Origin of the sequence: Pseudomonas sp. rhizo25 (genome assembly GCF_031931935.1) — a bacterium.
In the GTDB taxonomy this organism is placed as follows: Bacteria; Pseudomonadota; Gammaproteobacteria; order Pseudomonadales; family Pseudomonadaceae; genus Aquipseudomonas; species Aquipseudomonas synxantha.
In genome coordinates, this window is the sequence record NZ_JAUJXA010000015.1 from 1 (window position 1) to 16,669 (window position 16,669).

The 16,669-nt window shown below is 60.1% G+C and carries 18 protein-coding genes; 12 read left to right on the plus strand and 6 right to left on the minus strand.

What is annotated here, in order from left to right:
* Positions 1-170: 170 nt before the first annotated feature.
* From QZR30_RS23420 to QZR30_RS23430, 3 genes are all read right to left on the minus strand, one after another.
* A complete protein-coding gene (locus QZR30_RS23420; RefSeq protein WP_046070842.1) occupies positions 171-1,070 on the minus strand; it encodes an acyltransferase in 900 nt (299 codons plus the stop codon).
* Complete coding sequence (gene pta / locus QZR30_RS23425; RefSeq protein WP_311904338.1) at positions 1,071-3,170, minus strand: phosphate acetyltransferase; 2,100 nt, start codon at positions 3,168-3,170, stop codon at positions 1,071-1,073.
* A 79-nt stretch (positions 3,171-3,249) separates the two neighbouring features.
* Complete coding sequence (locus tag QZR30_RS23430) at positions 3,250-3,570, minus strand: DUF3565 domain-containing protein (RefSeq protein ID WP_080944716.1); 321 nt, start codon at positions 3,568-3,570, stop codon at positions 3,250-3,252.
* Between QZR30_RS23430 and QZR30_RS23435 the strand changes: the two genes are divergently transcribed.
* Positions 3,539-4,024 carry an FKBP-type peptidyl-prolyl cis-trans isomerase gene (locus QZR30_RS23435; RefSeq protein ID WP_027606858.1) on the plus strand — a complete coding sequence of 162 codons (486 nt, stop codon included), beginning with the start codon at positions 3,539-3,541 and terminating at the stop codon, positions 4,022-4,024. The genes QZR30_RS23430 and QZR30_RS23435 overlap by 32 nt on opposite strands.
* A gap of 263 nt (positions 4,025-4,287) precedes the next feature.
* Here QZR30_RS23435 and rpsT read toward each other — a convergent pair whose 3' ends face one another.
* Entirely contained in the window at positions 4,288-4,566 is a 279-nt protein-coding gene (rpsT, locus tag QZR30_RS23440; RefSeq protein WP_003188401.1) for a 30S ribosomal protein S20, read from the minus strand.
* Between the two features lie 253 nt (positions 4,567-4,819).
* Here rpsT and murJ point away from each other — a divergent pair, with 253 nt between their 5' ends.
* From murJ to ispH, 6 genes are all read left to right on the plus strand, one after another.
* Positions 4,820-6,358: a murein biosynthesis integral membrane protein MurJ gene (gene murJ / locus QZR30_RS23445; RefSeq protein ID WP_046070844.1), complete on the plus strand. Its 1,539-nt coding sequence runs from the start codon at positions 4,820-4,822 to the stop codon at positions 6,356-6,358.
* 119 nt (positions 6,359-6,477) lie between these two features.
* Entirely contained in the window at positions 6,478-7,416 is a 939-nt protein-coding gene (gene ribF / locus QZR30_RS23450) for a bifunctional riboflavin kinase/FAD synthetase (RefSeq protein WP_046070845.1), read from the plus strand.
* Between the two features lie 14 nt (positions 7,417-7,430).
* On the plus strand, positions 7,431-10,262 hold the full coding sequence (ileS, locus tag QZR30_RS23455; RefSeq protein WP_046070846.1) for an isoleucine--tRNA ligase: 2,832 nt from the start codon (positions 7,431-7,433) through the stop codon (positions 10,260-10,262).
* Positions 10,255-10,767 (plus strand): signal peptidase II, encoded by a 513-nt coding sequence (gene lspA / locus QZR30_RS23460; RefSeq protein WP_046070847.1) that lies wholly within the window; start codon positions 10,255-10,257, stop codon positions 10,765-10,767. The genes ileS and lspA overlap by 8 nt, the downstream gene beginning before the upstream one ends.
* A 7-nt stretch (positions 10,768-10,774) precedes the next feature.
* Positions 10,775-11,212: an FKBP-type peptidyl-prolyl cis-trans isomerase gene (locus QZR30_RS23465; protein ID WP_173664505.1), complete on the plus strand. Its 438-nt coding sequence runs from the start codon at positions 10,775-10,777 to the stop codon at positions 11,210-11,212.
* Between the two features lie 180 nt (positions 11,213-11,392).
* A complete protein-coding gene (gene ispH, locus QZR30_RS23470; RefSeq protein ID WP_003188409.1) occupies positions 11,393-12,340 on the plus strand; it encodes a 4-hydroxy-3-methylbut-2-enyl diphosphate reductase in 948 nt (315 codons plus the stop codon).
* On the opposite strand, the gene QZR30_RS23475 is transcribed toward ispH, so the two are convergent.
* Positions 12,294-12,875, minus strand: a complete 582-nt coding sequence (locus tag QZR30_RS23475; RefSeq protein ID WP_046070849.1) for a GspH/FimT family pseudopilin — start codon at positions 12,873-12,875, stop codon at positions 12,294-12,296. The genes ispH and QZR30_RS23475 overlap by 47 nt on opposite strands.
* A 206-nt stretch (positions 12,876-13,081) precedes the next feature.
* Here QZR30_RS23475 and pilV point away from each other — a divergent pair, with 206 nt between their 5' ends.
* From pilV to thiO, 5 genes are all read left to right on the plus strand, one after another.
* Positions 13,082-13,567 (plus strand): type IV pilus modification protein PilV, encoded by a 486-nt coding sequence (gene pilV, locus QZR30_RS23480; RefSeq protein ID WP_046070850.1) that lies wholly within the window; start codon positions 13,082-13,084, stop codon positions 13,565-13,567.
* Positions 13,564-14,271 carry a prepilin-type N-terminal cleavage/methylation domain-containing protein gene (locus QZR30_RS23485; protein ID WP_046070851.1) on the plus strand — a complete coding sequence of 236 codons (708 nt, stop codon included), beginning with the start codon at positions 13,564-13,566 and terminating at the stop codon, positions 14,269-14,271. The genes pilV and QZR30_RS23485 overlap by 4 nt, the downstream gene beginning before the upstream one ends.
* A 5-nt stretch (positions 14,272-14,276) precedes the next feature.
* A complete protein-coding gene (locus QZR30_RS23490; protein WP_046070852.1) occupies positions 14,277-14,807 on the plus strand; it encodes a pilus assembly PilX family protein in 531 nt (176 codons plus the stop codon).
* A gap of 11 nt (positions 14,808-14,818) precedes the next feature.
* Positions 14,819-15,220, plus strand: coding sequence for a type IV pilin protein (locus QZR30_RS23495; RefSeq protein ID WP_046070853.1), 402 nt, complete (start codon positions 14,819-14,821; stop codon positions 15,218-15,220).
* 62 nt (positions 15,221-15,282) lie between these two features.
* Positions 15,283-16,392, plus strand: coding sequence for a glycine oxidase ThiO (gene thiO / locus QZR30_RS23500; protein WP_311904341.1), 1,110 nt, complete (start codon positions 15,283-15,285; stop codon positions 16,390-16,392).
* On the opposite strand, the gene QZR30_RS23505 is transcribed toward thiO, so the two are convergent.
* Positions 16,379-16,612, minus strand: a complete 234-nt coding sequence (locus QZR30_RS23505; RefSeq protein WP_043049303.1) for a PP0621 family protein — start codon at positions 16,610-16,612, stop codon at positions 16,379-16,381. The two genes, thiO and QZR30_RS23505, sit on opposite strands and share 14 nt — an antisense overlap.
* Between the last annotated feature and the right edge of the window lie 57 nt (positions 16,613-16,669).

Sequence of the window (16,669 nt, forward strand, 5' to 3'; positions counted from 1 at the left end):
GGCGCTACAAAAAAGCCCGCCACCGATGACTCGGTGGCGGGCTTTTTTACATCTTCAAGATCGAGCGCGGTCAAATGTGGGAGGGGGCTTGCCCCCGATAGCGGCGGGTCAGCTACGGCTGCATCAACTGATACTCCCTCATCGGGGGCAAGCCCCCTCCCACAGGTTGATCATCGCTTGCTTGGGAATTCGGTGTGAAGCTGATCCAGTAACGCATCCTTGTCTTCCCACAGTTGGTTGATCCAGCCCTGGAACGCCAACCGATACTCTCCATCCTGCTCATAATTCTTGCCAATGAATTCGGCCGGAATCTGCACCTCTTCAAACTGCACCACTACGTCCTTCACATTCCCGCACAGCAAATCCCAATACCCTGGGCGTCCGCCAGGGTAGTGAATGGTCACATTCACCAGTGACTTCAACTGCTCCCCCATGGCATCCAGCACAAACGCAATGCCGCCGGCCTTGGGCTTGAGCAAATAGCGAAATGGGGAGTTTTGTTGCGCATGCTTGCCCGGCGTAAACCGCGTGCCCTCGGCGAAGTTGAAAATGCCCACCGGGTTGTCGCGAAACTTCGCACAGGTTTTGCGGGTGGTCGCCAAGTCCTTGCCTTTCTTTTCCGGGTGCTTCTCCAAGTAAGCCTTGCTGTAGCGCTTCATAAAGGGAAAGCCCAGTGCCCACCACGCCAGGCCGATCACCGGCACCCAGATCAATTCCTGCTTGAGGAAGAATTTCAACGGGCGAATACGTCGATTGAGCACGTATTGCAGCACCATGATGTCGACCCAGCTCTGGTGGTTGCTGGTCACCAGATAGGAGTGCTGATAGTCCAACCCCTCGAGACCAGTCAGGTGCCAGCGCGTGCGCCGTACCAGGTTCATCCAGCCCTTGTTGTTGGTCACCCAGGCTTCATGGGTATGGTTCATCAGCCATTCGCTGAAGCGCTTGGCGAACGGCAACGCCTTAAACAGCGCGACGATAAACAGGAACGAGCACAGCAGGATCGTGTTCAGTGCCAGCAACAGCGAAGCGATCACCCCGCGCACGGCGGCAGGTAGAAAATCCAGCATTTAGATATCCATAGGTCGGTTAGCGGCTTGGATCGCCGTCAGGGCGATGGTGTACACGATGTCGTCTACCTGGGCGCCACGCGGCAGGTCGTTGACCGGCTTGCGCAGGCCCTGGAGCATTGGCCCCAGGCTTACGCAATCGGCGCTGCGTTGTACGGCTTTGTAGGTGGTGTTGCCGGTGTTGAGGTCCGGGAACACAAATACCGTGGCCTTGCCCGCGACCTGGCTGTTGGGGGCCAGTTGCCGGGCGACGTTTTCGTTGGCGGCGGCGTCGTATTGCAGCGGGCCGTCGATCAGCAGCGAACTTTGCTGCTCGTGGGCGAGCAGGGTGGCTTCGCGGACTTTTTCCACTTCCTCGCCGCTGGCCGAGTCACCGCTGGAATAGCTGATCATTGCCACCCGTGGCGTGATGCCGAACGCGGCGGCGGAATCGGCGCTTTGCAAGGCGATTTCCGCCAGTTCCACGGCGCTTGGGTGTGGGTTCATCACACAGTCGCCGTACACCAGCACCTGCTCGGGGAACAGCATGAAGAACACCGACGATACCAGGGTGCATCCGGGCGCGGTCTTGATCAGTTGCAGGGCAGGACGAATGGTATTGGCGGTGGAGTGAACAACCCCGGAGACCAGGCCGTCCACTTCGTCCAGGGCGAGCATCATGGTGGCGATCACCACGGTATCTTCCAGCTGTTGCTCGGCCATGGGCGCGTTGAGGCTCTTGGTTTTGCGCAAGGCAACCATCGGCTCGACATAGCGCTGACGAATCAGGTCCGGGTCGAGAATCTCCAGGCCCTCAGGCAGCTCGATACCCTGGGCGCGGGCGACTGCTTCTACATCCTCCGGCTTGGCCAGCAGGACGCAACGGGCAATGCCCCGGGCCTGACAGATGGCGGCGGCTTGCACGGTCAGCGGCTCGCTGCCTTCGGGCAACACGATGCGCTTGTTGGCGGCCTGGGCGCGTTGGATCAACTGGTAGCGGAACACGGCCGGCGACAGGCGCATCTCCCGTGGCGTACCGCAACGCTGGTGCAGCCAGCGCGCATCGAGGTGGCTGGCGACGAAGTCAGTGATGATCTCCGCACGCTCGCGGTCATCGATGGGGATTTCCTTGTTGAGGCTATTGAGCTGGTTGGCAGTGTCATAGGAGCCGGTGCTCACCGACAGCACTGGCAGCCCGGCCTGGAAGGCGCCGCGGCACAGGTCCATGATGCGTGGGTCGGGCAGCGTGTCGCTGGTCAGCAGCAGGCCGGCCAGCGGCACGCCGTTGATCGCGGCCAGGCTGACGGCGAGGATGATGTCGTCGCGATCCCCCGGGGTTACCACCAGCACGCCGGGCTTGAGCAACTCCACGGTGTTGCGCATGGTGCGCGCGCAGATGATGATCTTGGTCATGCGCCGGCTTTCGTAGTCGCCGGCGTTGAGGATCTGCGCGCCCATCAGGTCGGCCACGTCACGGGTGCGCGGGGCGTTGAGCTCGGGCTGGTAGGGGATGCAGCCGAGCAGGCGAAAGTCACCGCTGCGCAACAGCGGCGAGTGCTCTTTCAGGCGCGCCGAGAAAGTCTCCATGCTTTCGTCGGTGCGTACCTTGTTGAGGATCACGCCCAGCACTTTCGGGTCTTTCGGGCCGCCGAACAATTGCGCCTGCAATTCCACCCGGCCAGAAAGTTCGGTGAGTACCTCGTTTTCTGGTGCCGAGACCAGGATCACTTCGGCATCCAGGCTCTTGGCCAGGTGCAGGTTGACCCGTGCGGCGTAGCTGGCGCTGCGGGTCGGCACCATACCTTCGACGATCAGCACGTCCTTTCCCACGGCGGCCTGCTGGTAGAGGGTGATGATTTCTTCGAGCAGCTCATCGAGCTGGCCGTCACCGAGCATGCGTTCTACGTGGGCAAGGCCCAAGGGTTGGGGCGGTTTGAGCCCGTGGGTGCGTGCCACCAGTTCAGTGGAGCGCTCCGGGCCGGTATCGCCCGGGTGTGGCTGGGCAATCGGTTTGAAAAAGCCGACTTTAAGGCCGGCCCGTTCCAGGGTGCGCACCAGCCCAAGGCTGATGGAGGTCAGGCCCACACCAAAATCGGTGGGCGCGATAAAAAAAGTCTGCATGCGGATTCTCTGGAGGTGCATGGCTTGGGTGGCGCTCTATGTTTGAGTGCCTACCGCGGATCAGGCGCCAAGGTTAGCGTTATTCGCGCGCTTGCGCACACCAGCCGCACGCAAAGGGTTGGCCTATTTTTTCAAGGCGTTGCGCAGGGTCAAGTACCCAGGCGCGTGACTGCCATGGCGGCTGGTGGCGCAAGTGCTGGGTGTGGCCGCAGGACAGTTCGGCGACCCAATGCCGATCGTCGTCCTGATGGAAACCGGTGATGAGGGATGCCGTTGATCGGCCCCGTCCGTCCGGGTTCTGTTCGCTTTCAGGCAAATCCTTGTTTAGACTTGTCCGTTCTTCATTCTTATGCAAAAGGTCTCGCCCCATGACGATCGCCGCTAACAAGGCTGTCTCCATCGACTATACCCTGACCAACGACGCTGGTGAGGTCATCGACAGCTCAGCCGGCGGCGCGCCGCTGGTCTACCTGCAAGGCGCAGGTAACATCATCCCCGGCCTGGAAAAGGCCCTGGAAGGCAAGAGCGTCGGTGACGAGCTGACTGTCGCCGTAGAACCTGAAGATGCCTACGGCGAATACTCCGCCGAGCTGGTCAGCACCCTGAGCCGCAGCATGTTCGAAGGCGTTGATGAGCTGGAAGTGGGCATGCAGTTCCACGCTTCCGCGCCGGACGGCCAAATGCAGATCGTCACCATCCGTGACCTGGACGGCGACGACGTGACTGTCGACGGTAACCACCCTCTGGCAGGCCAGCGCCTGAACTTTCAAGTGAAGATCGTTGCCATTCGCGACGCTTCCCAGGAAGAAGTAGCTCACGGCCACGTCCACGGTGAAGGCGGTCATCACCATTGATTGTGGTTTGATCAATAGGTAGCAAAAACGCCCCGACTGGTTCGGGGCGTTTTTTTTTGCGTTTTAATGTGGGAGGGGGCTTGCTCCCGATAGCGGTGTATCAGTACCAGATATTCTGACTGACACACCGCTATCGGGAGCAAGCCCCCTCCCACAAGGGAAGTTGTGATGAATCTTTGGGCAAACAAAAATGCCCCGGACCTTTCGGTACGGGGCATTTCTTAACTGTTTCGCAACCAGGGCTGCGTGGCAGTTGTTACCACTTAGGCAGCAGCAGGAACGCTCAGAGCCTTGATGTGGCCATTCAGGCGGCTCTTATGACGAGCGGCCTTGTTCTTGTGGATGATGCCTTTATCGGCCATACGGTCGATAACTGGCACGGCCAGAACGTAAGCAGCTTGGGCTTTTTCAGCGTCTTTGGTGTCGATGGCTTTAACTACATTCTTGATGTAGGTACGAACCATGGAACGCAGGCTGGCGTTGTGGCTGCGACGCTTCTCAGCCTGTTTTGCACGTTTTTTGGCGGAAGGTGTGTTGGCCACCGTCGAGCTCCTCGAAAGACTTTTTAGGAAATAGCAAACAAAATAGGCCGCGAATCATGCCGATGACTTGATGGGTTGTCAAGGGCGGCTGATGCGAACTGCTGAGTGGTCGATCTGAAGAGGCGGGTGATTTATTTCCGGCGCTTGACCTGTAAACTCGCGAGCTTTGGCTCTGTGCTGTTGCAGGCGCGCAGTATCGCATAAGTGGGCGCTTTGTTCGCCTGCTCTTTATCTATAGGCGCAAACTCTTTCAATGAATCTGCTCAAATCGTTGGCTGCCGTCAGCTCTATCACCATGATCTCCCGGGTTTTAGGGTTTGTGCGTGACACCCTGCTGGCGCGCATCTTTGGCGCCAGCATGGCCACGGATGCCTTCTTTATTGCCTTTAAACTCCCCAACCTGTTGCGGCGGATCTTCGCCGAGGGTGCGTTTTCCCAGGCCTTCGTGCCGATCCTGGCCGAATACAAGACCCAGCAGGGCGAGGAGGCGACCCGTACCTTTATTGCCTACATCTCGGGCCTGCTGACCCTGGTGCTGATGCTGGTGACGTTGATCGGCATGCTCGCCGCACCCTGGGTGATCTGGGCCACAGCCCCGGGATTTGCCAATACTCCGGAAAAATTCGCACTGACCACTGATCTGTTGCGAGTGACCTTTCCTTATATATTGCTGATCTCACTGTCATCCCTGGCCGGGGCGATCCTCAATACGTGGAACCGTTTCTCGGTGCCCGCCTTCGTGCCGACCCTGCTTAACGTCAGCATGATTATTTTTGCGCTGTTCCTGACGCCGTATTTTGATCCGCCGGTCATGGCCCTGGGCTGGGCGGTCCTGGCCGGAGGCCTGGCGCAGCTGCTGTACCAGCTGCCGCACTTGAAGAAAATCGGCATGCTCGTGTTGCCGCGCCTGAATCTCAAGGACACCGGTGTCTGGCGCGTGATGCGCAATATGCTGCCGGCGATCCTCGGGGTGTCGGTGAGCCAGATTTCGCTGATCATCAACACCGCGTTCGCTTCGCTGCTGGTCTCGGGCTCGGTGTCGTGGATGTATTACGCTGATCGCCTGATGGAGTTGCCGTCCGGCGTGCTTGGCGTGGCGTTGGGCACGATCCTGCTGCCGACCCTGGCGCGCACCTACGCCAGCAAGGACCGCCAGGAGTATTCGCGAATCCTCGATTGGGGCCTGCGCCTGTGCTTCCTGCTGGTATTGCCATGCGCCCTAGCCCTGGGGATCCTCGCCGAACCGCTCACGGTCTCGCTGTTTCAATACGGAGAATTCGATGCGCATGACGCCTTGATGACCCAGCACGCGCTGGTTGCCTACTCCGTCGGCCTGCTCGGCATTATTGTGATCAAGGTGCTGGCACCTGGTTTTTACGCGCAGCAAAACATCCGCACCCCGGTGAAAATCGCAATTTTCACGCTGATCGTCACGCAGCTGCTCAACCTGGTCTTTATCGGGCCTTTGGCCCATGCCGGGCTGGCGTTGGCGATCAGTGCCGGCGCCTGCATCAATGCCGGCCTGCTGTTTTACCAACTGCGCAAACAGCAGATGTACCAGCCACAGCCGGGTTGGGGAGTGTTCTCCCTCAAGTTGCTCGTGGCAGTCGCCGCGATGTCCGCCGTGCTCATTGGTCTGATGCACTTAATGCCGGCCTGGGGCCATGGCGATATGCTGGAGCGCTTCATGCGCCTGGGGATATTGGTGGTTGCAGGGGCGGCGGTGTACTTCGGCATGTTGCTGTTGCAAGGTTTCCGCCTGCGGCATTTCAATCGCAAGTCGCTGGGATAGAGAGTTTGCCGCGATAAAACGGGTGTTTTATCGAATCGACCCATTTGGCCTGCGCTGTTGCCTGTCGTCCGGGGCTGGGTGTGGTTATAATCGACCACTTTATGAGCAAGAAGCGCGTTATGCAGCTGGTTCGAGGTCTTCACAACCTGCGCCCCGAGCATCGGGGCTGCGTCGCCACTATTGGCAACTTTGACGGTGTTCACCGTGGTCACCAGGCTATCCTGGCCCGGCTACGCGAGCGTGCGGTCGAGTTGGGCGTGCCCAGCTGCGTGGTGATTTTCGAGCCACAACCGCGGGAGTTCTTTACCCCGGAAACGGCGCCGGCCCGTCTGACGCGCCTGCGCGACAAGCTGCAACTGCTGGCCGAAGAGGGTGTGGACCGCGTCCTTTGCCTGGCTTTCAACCAGCGCTTGCGTAGCCTCAGCGCCACCGAGTTCGTTGACCGTATCCTGGTGGACGGCCTGGGGGTGCAACACCTGGAAGTCGGCGACGACTTCCGTTTCGGGTGTGACCGGGTCGGGGATTTCGATTTCCTGCAACATGCCGGCGTCAATCAGGGGTTTACCGTCGAAGCCGCGCAAACCGTCGAACTGGACGGCCTGCGTGTGAGCAGCACCCAGGTGCGTAACGCCCTGGCTGCTGCCGACTTCGGCCTGGCCGAGCGTTTACTCGGTCGCCCGTTCCGCATTGCCGGGCGGGTATTGCACGGCCAGAAGCTGGCGCGCCAATTGGGCACGCCAACTGCCAACGTGCAACTAAAGCGCCGTCGTGTACCCTTGACCGGGGTTTACCTGGTGAGCGTCGATATCGACGGCCAATCGTGGCCGGGAGTCGCCAATATAGGCGTCAGGCCCACGGTTGCAGGTGATGGCAAGGCCCACCTGGAAGTTCACCTTTTGGATTTTGCCGGTGATTTATACGACCGGCGTTTGACGGTGGTTTTCCACCAGAAGCTGCGTGAAGAGCAGCGTTTCGCCTCCCTGGAGGCGTTGAAAACGGCGATCAATGCGGATGTCGCCGCCGCCCGTGCACTAGCCGCACCTAGCGCCCATCGCTAACCGAAGAGCCTTAAATGACCGACTATAAAGCCACGTTAAACCTTCCGGACACCGCCTTCCCAATGAAGGCCGGCCTGCCACAGCGCGAACCGCAGATCCTGCAGCGCTGGGACAGTATTGGCCTGTACGGAAAGTTGCGCGAAATTGGCAAGGATCGTCCGAAATTCGTCCTGCACGACGGCCCTCCTTACGCCAACGGCACGATTCACATCGGTCATGCGCTGAACAAGATTCTCAAGGACATGATCATCCGCTCGAAGACCCTTTCGGGCTTCGACGCGCCGTATGTCCCGGGCTGGGACTGCCACGGCCTGCCGATCGAACACAAAGTCGAAGTGACCTACGGCAAGAACCTGGGCGCGGATAAAACCCGCGAGCTGTGCCGTGCCTACGCCACCGAGCAGATCGAAGGGCAGAAGTCCGAATTCATACGCCTGGGCGTGCTGGGCGAGTGGGACAACCCGTACAAGACCATGAATTTCAAGAACGAGGCCGGTGAAATCCGTGCCTTGGCCGAAATCGTCAAAGGCGGTTTCGTGTTCAAGGGCCTCAAGCCCGTGAACTGGTGCTTCGATTGCGGTTCGGCCCTGGCCGAAGCGGAAGTCGAGTACGAAGACAAGAAGTCCTCGACCATCGACGTGGCGTTCCCGATTGCCGACGACGCCAAGCTGGCCGAGGCCTTTGGCCTGGCGAGCCTGAGCAAACCGGCTGCCATCGTGATCTGGACCACCACCCCGTGGACCATCCCGGCCAACCAGGCGCTGAACGTGCACCCGGAATTCATCTACGCCCTGGTGGACGTCGGTGATCGCCTGCTGGTGCTGGCCGAGGAAATGGTCGAATCGTGCCTGGCGCGTTACGAGCTGCAAGGCTCGGTGATCGCCACCACCACCGGTTCCGCACTGGAACTGATCAACTTCCGTCATCCGTTCTATGACCGTCTGTCGCCGGTGTACCTGGCGGACTACGTGGAACTGGGCGCCGGCACCGGCATTGTTCACTCCGCGCCAGCCTATGGCGTAGACGACTTCGTGACCTGCAAAGCCTATGGCATGGTCAACGACGACATCTTGAACCCGGTGCAGAGCAATGGTGTGTACGTGCCGTCCCTGGAATTCTTCGGCGGCCAGTTCATCTTCAAGGCCAACCAGCCGATCATCGACAAGCTGTCGGAAGTTGGCGCGCTGCTGCACACCGAAACCATCAAGCACAGCTACATGCACTGCTGGCGCCACAAGACCCCGCTGATCTACCGCGCCACCGCGCAGTGGTTTATCGGCATGGATAAAGAGCCGGTCCAGGGCCAGACCCTGCGCAATCGTGCGATCAAGGCGATCGAAGACACCCGGTTCGTCCCGGCCTGGGGCCAGGCGCGCCTGCACTCGATGATCGCCAACCGTCCGGACTGGTGCATCTCCCGCCAGCGCAACTGGGGCGTGCCGATCCCGTTCTTCCTGAACAAGGAAAGCGGCGAGTTGCACCCGCGTACCGTCGAACTGATGGAGGTCGTGGCCCAGCGTGTCGAACAGGAAGGCATCGAAGCCTGGTTCAAGCTGGACGCCGCCGAACTGTTGGGCGACGAAGCGCCGCTGTATGACAAGATCAGCGACACCCTCGACGTGTGGTTTGATTCGGGTACCACCCACTGGCACGTGCTGCGCGGCTCGCACCCTATGGGCCACGAGACCGGCCCGCGTGCTGACCTTTACCTGGAAGGCTCGGACCAACATCGCGGCTGGTTCCACTCGTCGTTGCTGACCGGATGCGCCATCGACGACCACGCACCATACCGTGAGCTGCTGACCCATGGTTTCACCGTCGACGAAAACGGCCGCAAGATGTCCAAGTCCCTGGGCAACGTGATCGCGCCGCAAAAGGTCAACGACACCCTGGGCGCCGATATCATGCGTCTGTGGGTGGCCTCGACCGACTATTCGGGCGAGATGGCCGTCTCGGAGCAGATCCTGCAGCGCAGCGCCGATGCCTACCGTCGCATCCGCAATACCGCACGCTTCATGCTGTCGAACCTGACCGGTTTCAACCCGGCTACCGACCTCCTGCCCGCCGAGGACATGCTCGCCCTGGACCGTTGGGCCGTGGACCGCACCTTGTTGCTGCAGCGTGAGCTGCAGGAGCACTACGGCGAGTACCGCTTCTGGAATGTTTACTCGAAGATCCACAACTTCTGCGTGCAGGAGCTGGGCGGTTTCTACCTCGACATCATCAAGGACCGCCAGTACACCACCGGCGCTAACAGCAAGGCGCGCCGCTCGGCGCAGACCGCGCTGTACCACATCAGCGAAGCGCTGGTGCGCTGGATCGCACCGATCCTGGCGTTCACCGCCGACGAGCTATGGGAATACCTGCCGGGCGAGCGTAACGAGTCCGTCATGCTCAATACCTGGTACGAAGGCCTGACCGAACTGCCGGCCGACTTCGAACTGGGCCGTGAGTACTGGGAAGGCGTCATGGCGGTCAAGGTCGCGGTGAACAAGGAGCTGGAAGTCCAGCGTGCGGCCAAGGCCGTGGGCGGCAACCTGCAAGCCGAAGTCACCTTGTTTGCCGAGGAAGGCCTGACCGCCGACCTCGCCAAGCTGAGCAACGAACTGCGCTTCGTGCTGATCACCTCCACCGCGAGCCTGGCACCTTTCGCCCAGGCCCCGGCGGATGCCGTAGCTACTGAAGTGCCGGGCCTCAAGCTCAAAGTCGTCAAGTCGGCCTTCCCCAAGTGCGCCCGTTGCTGGCACTGCCGTGAAGATGTCGGTGTGAACCCTGAGCATCCGGAAATCTGTGGTCGTTGCGTAGACAACATCAGCGGTGCTGGCGAGGTTCGCCACTATGCCTAACTCAGCCAGTCGTTTTGGACGTCTGGGCTGGCTCGTACTGAGCCTGCTGGTCCTGGTCATTGACCAGGTCAGCAAGGCTCATTTCGAGGGCTCCCTGGAAATGTTCCAGCAAATCGTGGTGATCCCGGATTACTTCAGCTGGACCCTGGCCTACAACACCGGCGCCGCCTTCAGCTTCCTGGCTGACGGCGGTGGCTGGCAGCGCTGGTTGTTTGCCCTGATTGCCGTGGTGGTGAGTTCAGTGCTGGTGGTCTGGCTCAAGCGCCTGGGTCGCGACGACACCTGGCTGGCTATCGCCTTGGCCCTGGTGCTGGGCGGTGCGCTGGGCAACCTGTATGACCGCATCGCCTTGGGCCATGTGATCGACTTCATCCTGGTGCATTGGCAGAACCGCCATTATTTCCCGGCGTTCAACTTTGCCGATAGCGCTATTACCGTCGGTGCAATCATGCTGGCGCTGGATATGTTCAAGAGCAAGAAAACCGGAGAGACCGTCAATGACTGATCAGGTATTGGCTGAGCAACGCATCGGCCAGAACACGGAAGTCACTTTGCATTTCGCATTGCGCCTGGAGAATGGCGACACGGTCGATAGCACCTTCGACAAAGCGCCGGCGACTTTCAAGGTGGGCGACGGTAACCTGTTGCCGGGTTTTGAAGCCGCCCTGTTCGGCTTCAAGGCTGGCGACAAGCGTAAGCTGCAGATCCTGCCGGAAAACGCATTTGGCCAGCCCAACCCGCAAAACATACAGATCATCCCGCGTTCGCAGTTCGAAGGCATGGATCTGTCGGAAGGCTTGCTGGTGATTTTCAATGATGCGGCGAATACCGAACTGCCTGGCGTGGTGAAAGCTTTCGATGACGCGCAAGTGACCATCGACTTCAACCACCCGTTGGCCGGCAAGACACTGACCTTTGACGTCGAAATCATCAACGTCAAAGCGCTGTAACTGACCGTACACGGTCTAAAATGTGGGAGGGGGCGTGCTCCCGATAGCGATGTATCAGCTAAGTATTTGCAGATTGATATACCGTTATCGGGAGCAAGCCCCCTCCCACCTTTGATCTCCATTGTCGGTTGAGTCGGCGTTAAATTCGACTCAATGTGGCTGCAAGACACGAGGCACAGCATGCAAATCAAACTCGCCAACCCCCGTGGCTTCTGCGCCGGCGTGGACCGGGCGATCGAAATCGTCAACCGCGCCCTGGAAGTCTTCGGGCCGCCGATTTATGTGCGTCATGAAGTCGTCCATAACAAGTTCGTGGTCGAAGACCTGCGTGCACGCGGCGCGATCTTTGTCGAAGAGCTCGACCAGGTGCCCGACGACGTTATCGTCATCTTCAGTGCCCACGGTGTGTCCCAGGCGGTGCGTACCGAAGCGGCAGGCCGTGGCCTGAAAGTGTTCGATGCCACTTGCCCGTTGGTGACCAAGGTGCACATCGAAGTGGCGCGCTACAGCCGTGACGGCCGCGAATGCATCCTGATCGGCCATGCCGGTCACCCGGAGGTCGAAGGCACCATGGGTCAGTACGACGCCAGCAACGGCGGCGCCATCTACCTGGTGGAAGACGAAAAAGATGTTGCCAACTTGCAGGTGCACAACCCGGATCGCCTGGCGTTCGTGACTCAGACTACCTTGTCCATGGACGATACCAGCCGTGTAATCGATGCCCTGCGCACACGATTCCCCGCGATTGGTGGCCCCCGCAAGGACGACATCTGCTACGCCACGCAAAACCGCCAGGATGCGGTCAAGCAACTGGCGGATGAGTGCGATGTGGTGCTGGTGGTCGGCAGCCCGAACAGCTCCAACTCCAATCGCTTGCGTGAGCTGGCCGAACGCATGGCCACACCGGCATACCTGATCGATGGCGCCGAAGACATGCAGCGCAGTTGGTTCGATGGTGTCGAGCGGATTGGCATCACCGCGGGCGCCTCGGCCCCGGAAGTCCTGGTGCGCGGCGTGATCCAGCAGTTGCAGGCCTGGGGCGCCACCGGTGCTGATGAGCTGGCTGGTCGTGAAGAGAACATCACGTTCTCCATGCCCAAGGAACTGCGGGTCCGCTCGCTGCTCTGACGCCCGACGTACTGGTATAGCCTCGGCATAATGCCTGCTCGGTTTTCACACTGCGCAGGCTGATGCGCCCGCTGGGCGCCAGCACTACCTGGTACAGGCTCTGTGCCTGGCTTGTGTCGCACACATGCACGGTGCCGGCACGGAAGCCCCCGCCGGCAAAGACCGGCTCCCCCAAACCGCTGAAACGCACCTGGTTCGTGACCGGGCCATTGCCCGCGATTAGCACATGCCCGCTGTCCTGTCGTTCCAGCAATACCGGGTTATCTTCGTCCAGGTGACCACGCCCACTGATGTCCAGTATCACCCGCCACCCCAGGCTCCAGTCCTCGTCCCGCGCGTGAATGACCACCGCCTGATTGCGTGCGATGGCCTCGGTGCGTGCGTAACGCAGGCCAGCAGCGAGTGATTGGGCCACGCTTTGTCGCTGCTGTGATTCAAGCAACCCTTTGAAGCCTGGCACGGCCAGTTGTGCAAGAAAGCTGGTCACGATCAGCCCAAGCAGCATTTCAATCAGGGTGAACCCTCGTTGTGTCATGTGCGTTCCCTCCGTGGACGCGAGTGGGTCTTCAAGTTGCAGACATAGGTATAGCCCTGGGCTCCTGGCGATGAATGATGGCCTTTATGTCCAAAGTATTTCCCTTTGTTCCTGGAGCAGCGCCGCTTGAAAACCGACGCTAGTCTTGGGTCGTACAGCAGGTTTCGCCTGCTTTTTTCCGGCCTTCGACATGGATGACGACGGTAATGCCCGCCTGCCCGAAACGTTTTTTCCTGCGCGCTTTCCAGCGGCGCCAATCCGGCATGACCTTGATCGAGGTGCTGGTAGCGCTGCTGATCCTGGCCATTGGTCTGATGGGCACTGCAATGCTCCAGCTCAATGCGCTCAAGTACACCGACAGCGCCAGGATGACCAGCCAAGCCAGTTTTATCGCCTACGACCTGCTTGACCGCATTCGCGCCAACGCCGGTGCAGACTACTCGTGGGGCAGCGCCGAGCCCGCGCCGCGCAGCACTTCGACTGCCAGTGTGCGTGACTTGGACCTGCACGATTTCGAGGCCAATATCATTGGTTTCGCTGGCGAAGGCGCTAAAGGGTCGGTGGCTTTAAGTGGGCATGAGGTCACCATCAGCATCAGTTGGCAGGACGCTCGGGCGGCAAACAGGCCTGGAGCGCGGGAAACCTTCACCCTGACCAGTCGTATCGCTAATGATCAGGGAGCGTTGCAATGAATCGTCTTGCTCGAGGTTTCAGCCTGGTGGAATTGTTGCTGGCACTCGCCGTAGGGCTAGTGCTGGTGCTGGGTGCGAGCCAGGTGTTAATCAGCTCGCGACTGACCCATGCCAGCCAGCAGGCCGCAATGGTGCTGCAGGATGATGCGCGGTTTGTCCTGAGCAAGATTACCCAGGACATACGCCAGGCAGGCATGCTGGGGTGCCTGGCCACGGCCGTCATCGACAACGCGCCTGCCGCCTTTGATCGGCCGATAAGCTGGGAGGCGTCGGCGAGTACAAAGTCACTGACATTGGTTACGGCGAGCGTCGGTGAGGGTGCTGGCAAGCCCGATTGGACAGTGCTGTCCGACTGCAAGGAGGTGGCCCAGGCTTATGCCGGGGCACCGCCTGCCGCCGCACCTGGCCAGATCCGCTTTGGCATACGCCAGCTTACCTACACCTACGAAACAGGCCAGTTGAAGATCAGTACGCCGGCAACACCTGCGAAAGCCGTACTGATGGATAACGTGCGGGCATTCGACATCAGCTTTGGCATGGCGGCCCAACCGGCATCAACGGTTGTGGTGCGTTACGACAGCCACCCGGTTGCCGCATCGTTGATACGCAGCGTGCGCATCCATATGACACTGCAAGACCCGTCTGGACGGGTGAAGGATCAGAGCTACAGCGTCGTGGCCGCGCTGCGAAATCGGCTGGGTTAGGCGTGATGATCATGCTTGGCGGGCTTCATGTGCGGCAGGCCGGGATGGTGTTGCTGATCTGTCTGGTATTCCTGCTGCTGTTATCGCTGGTGGGGTTGTCATCCATGCAGGGGGCGGTATCCCAGCAAAAAGTCGCAACTAGCCTGTGGCATCGCAATCAATCATTTCAACATGCCGAAAGCGGCCTGAGGTTGGGCGAGTGGGCGGTACAGAGGGCAGGCGGGGCATTGCCCATCTGCCACTCGGTCATCACCTGTGCGCCGCCCGTTGAAGCTTTTTCGTTGGTGCGCGCCGGCCCCAACCCTGTATCCGCGGTCTTCTGGGTTGCGCTGAAGGGTGGATTCTATGGCGTTCAAGCGCTGGGTATGGGGGCCGATGTGGTCCATCTACCAGCTTATGCCCCAGCGGCACTGTTCCGGGTAACCGCGGTCGGGCTCGCAGGCCAATCACGCACGGTGCTGGAGACGGTCTACGCACGTGTGGAGGAGGGCGGCAACGTCAGGTTTCGACGGGTCTTATGGCGGCAACTTCAATAGGGAGCAATAGAATGGGCATGGATAGCCGGGGCTTTAGCCTGATCGAGTTACTGATCGTGGTGGCGATCATCGCGTTGCTGGCTGGGGTCACCTATCCCGGATATATCGGACAGATAAAAAAAGTATATCGAGCGCAAATCGTCGCGTTGTTGAGCGAGCAGGCCCAGCACTTGGAGCGTTTTTATACGAAGAACGGCACTTTTATTGACGCAAGCAGCGTCAGTGCGGGCAATGATCATTATAGAATCAGTGTCGTGTTAAACCCCCAGGATTTTGACCTGCTCGCTACGCCTGTTGTGGATTCGGTGATGGCGGGTGACGCGTGTGCAGCTTTCGGCTTGACCAGCACCGGTATGCGAAGTAATCCGGGAGCGGCGCCTGATATGTCGCGCAAGCTCTGCTGGGGGCAATGATGAGCGTGCTTGAAGAGTGGGCGCCGGGCGCGTCCTTCCCTGTTTATCGGCTGGATCAAATAATGGCTAAGCAACAGCAAGTGGTGATTGTCGGCGGCGGAGTCATCGGTCTGTTGACGGCGTACAACCTCGCCAGGGAGGGGCAGACGGTCATACTGCTGGAGCGGGCGGGGCTTGGGCAGGAGTCTTCGTGGGCGGGTGGCGGGATTGTTTCGCCATTGTATCCATGGCGCTATAGCCCGGCGGTCATCGCCTTGGCCCATTGGTCCCAGGATTTTTACCCGCAATTGGCGCAGCGCTTGTTTGCCGCTACCGGCGTGGATCCCGAGGTGCATACCACGGGCCTGTACTGGCTTGACCTGGATGATGAAGGCCAAGCATTGGCCTGGGCTGCGCGTGAAGAACGGCCATTAAGCAAGGTGGATGTGTCGGCGGCCCATGATGCAGTGCCGGTATTGGGAGGCGGCTATTCCCGGGCGATCTACATGGCCGACGTGGCCAATGTACGCAACCCGCGCCTGGTCAAATCCCTGAGGGCTGCGCTGCTGGCATTGCCGGGTGTGACAATACAAGAGCATTGCGAAGTACAAGGATTTGTCCGCGAGGGTGACAGCGTGGTGGGCGTTAACACCGCTGCAGGGCAGGTTCCAGGTGATCAGGTGGTGCTCGCTGCCGGGGCCTGGAGTGGGCAATTGCTGGGCACGTTGGGCTTGGCATTACCCGTAGAGCCGGTCAAAGGTCAGATGATTCTGTACAAATGTGCGTCTGACTTTTTATCCAGCATGGTCCTGGCCAAGGGGCGGTATGCGATCCCACGACGTGATGGGCACATCCTGATCGGAAGCACATTGGAGCATGAGGGGTTCAACAAGACGCCGACCGAAACTGCGTTGGAAAGCCTCAAGGCCTCTGCGGTAGAGCTGATTCCGGCCTTGGCGGCCGCCGAGGTGGTCGGGCATTGGGCAGGGTTGCGGCCTGGCTCGCCGGAGGGTATCCCGTATATCGGTGAGGTTCCTGGGTTCAAGGGGTTGTGGCTCAATTGCGGGCATTACCGCAATGGCCTGGTGCTAGCGCCGGCCTCCTGCCAGTTATTCGCTGACTTGCTGTTGGCGCGGGCCCCGATCATCGATCCCGCGCCTTATTCGCCCGCCGGTCGCCTCAACGCTGGATAGACTTCGGCCCTTGTTCCAAGTGTGCCTGGGTGCAATACCACGCCTGGCTTGAACTCAGTGCGCGATCCTGCGGCAGATGCACGCCGCAGTGGGCGCAACGCACCATCAGCGCTGCATTCGGCTCAGCAGGCCGTTGCTGGCGCGCTGTAGGGTTTTTGAATTTGCGCCAGAACCATACCGCGGCAGCAATGACGGCAATCCAGAACAGTAGACGAAGCATAATGGGCAGTTTCTCGGCAATGCGCCAGTTTAGCCAAGGTGGCCACGGGCGCACAGC

Bases quoted from the DNA above. Each gene is read 5' to 3' on its own strand.
- QZR30_RS23420 (WP_046070842.1), bottom strand. From the start codon at position 1,070: ATGCTGGATTTTCTACCTGCCGCCGTGCGCGGGGTGATCGCTTCGCTG.
- QZR30_RS23475 (WP_046070849.1), bottom strand. From the start codon at position 12,875: ATGACACAACGAGGGTTCACCCTGATTGAAATGCTGCTTGGGCTGATC.
- QZR30_RS23505 (WP_043049303.1), bottom strand. From the start codon at position 16,612: ATGCTTCGTCTACTGTTCTGGATTGCCGTCATTGCTGCCGCGGTATGG.
- QZR30_RS23485 (WP_046070851.1), top strand. From the start codon at position 13,564: ATGAATCGTCTTGCTCGAGGTTTCAGCCTGGTGGAATTGTTGCTGGCA.
- lspA (WP_046070847.1), top strand. From the start codon at position 10,255: ATGCCTAACTCAGCCAGTCGTTTTGGACGTCTGGGCTGGCTCGTACTG.
- QZR30_RS23435 (WP_027606858.1), top strand. From the start codon at position 3,539: ATGACGATCGCCGCTAACAAGGCTGTCTCCATCGACTATACCCTGACC.
- QZR30_RS23430 (WP_080944716.1), bottom strand. From the start codon at position 3,570: ATGGAGACAGCCTTGTTAGCGGCGATCGTCATGGGGCGAGACCTTTTG.
- pilV (WP_046070850.1), top strand. From the start codon at position 13,082: ATGCCCGCCTGCCCGAAACGTTTTTTCCTGCGCGCTTTCCAGCGGCGC.
- QZR30_RS23490 (WP_046070852.1), top strand. From the start codon at position 14,277: ATGATCATGCTTGGCGGGCTTCATGTGCGGCAGGCCGGGATGGTGTTG.
- ispH (WP_003188409.1), top strand. From the start codon at position 11,393: ATGCAAATCAAACTCGCCAACCCCCGTGGCTTCTGCGCCGGCGTGGAC.
- murJ (WP_046070844.1), top strand. From the start codon at position 4,820: ATGAATCTGCTCAAATCGTTGGCTGCCGTCAGCTCTATCACCATGATC.
- QZR30_RS23495 (WP_046070853.1), top strand. From the start codon at position 14,819: ATGGGCATGGATAGCCGGGGCTTTAGCCTGATCGAGTTACTGATCGTG.
- ileS (WP_046070846.1), top strand. From the start codon at position 7,431: ATGACCGACTATAAAGCCACGTTAAACCTTCCGGACACCGCCTTCCCA.
- ribF (WP_046070845.1), top strand. From the start codon at position 6,478: ATGCAGCTGGTTCGAGGTCTTCACAACCTGCGCCCCGAGCATCGGGGC.
- pta (WP_311904338.1), bottom strand. From the start codon at position 3,170: ATGCAGACTTTTTTTATCGCGCCCACCGATTTTGGTGTGGGCCTGACC.
- thiO (WP_311904341.1), top strand. From the start codon at position 15,283: ATGGCTAAGCAACAGCAAGTGGTGATTGTCGGCGGCGGAGTCATCGGT.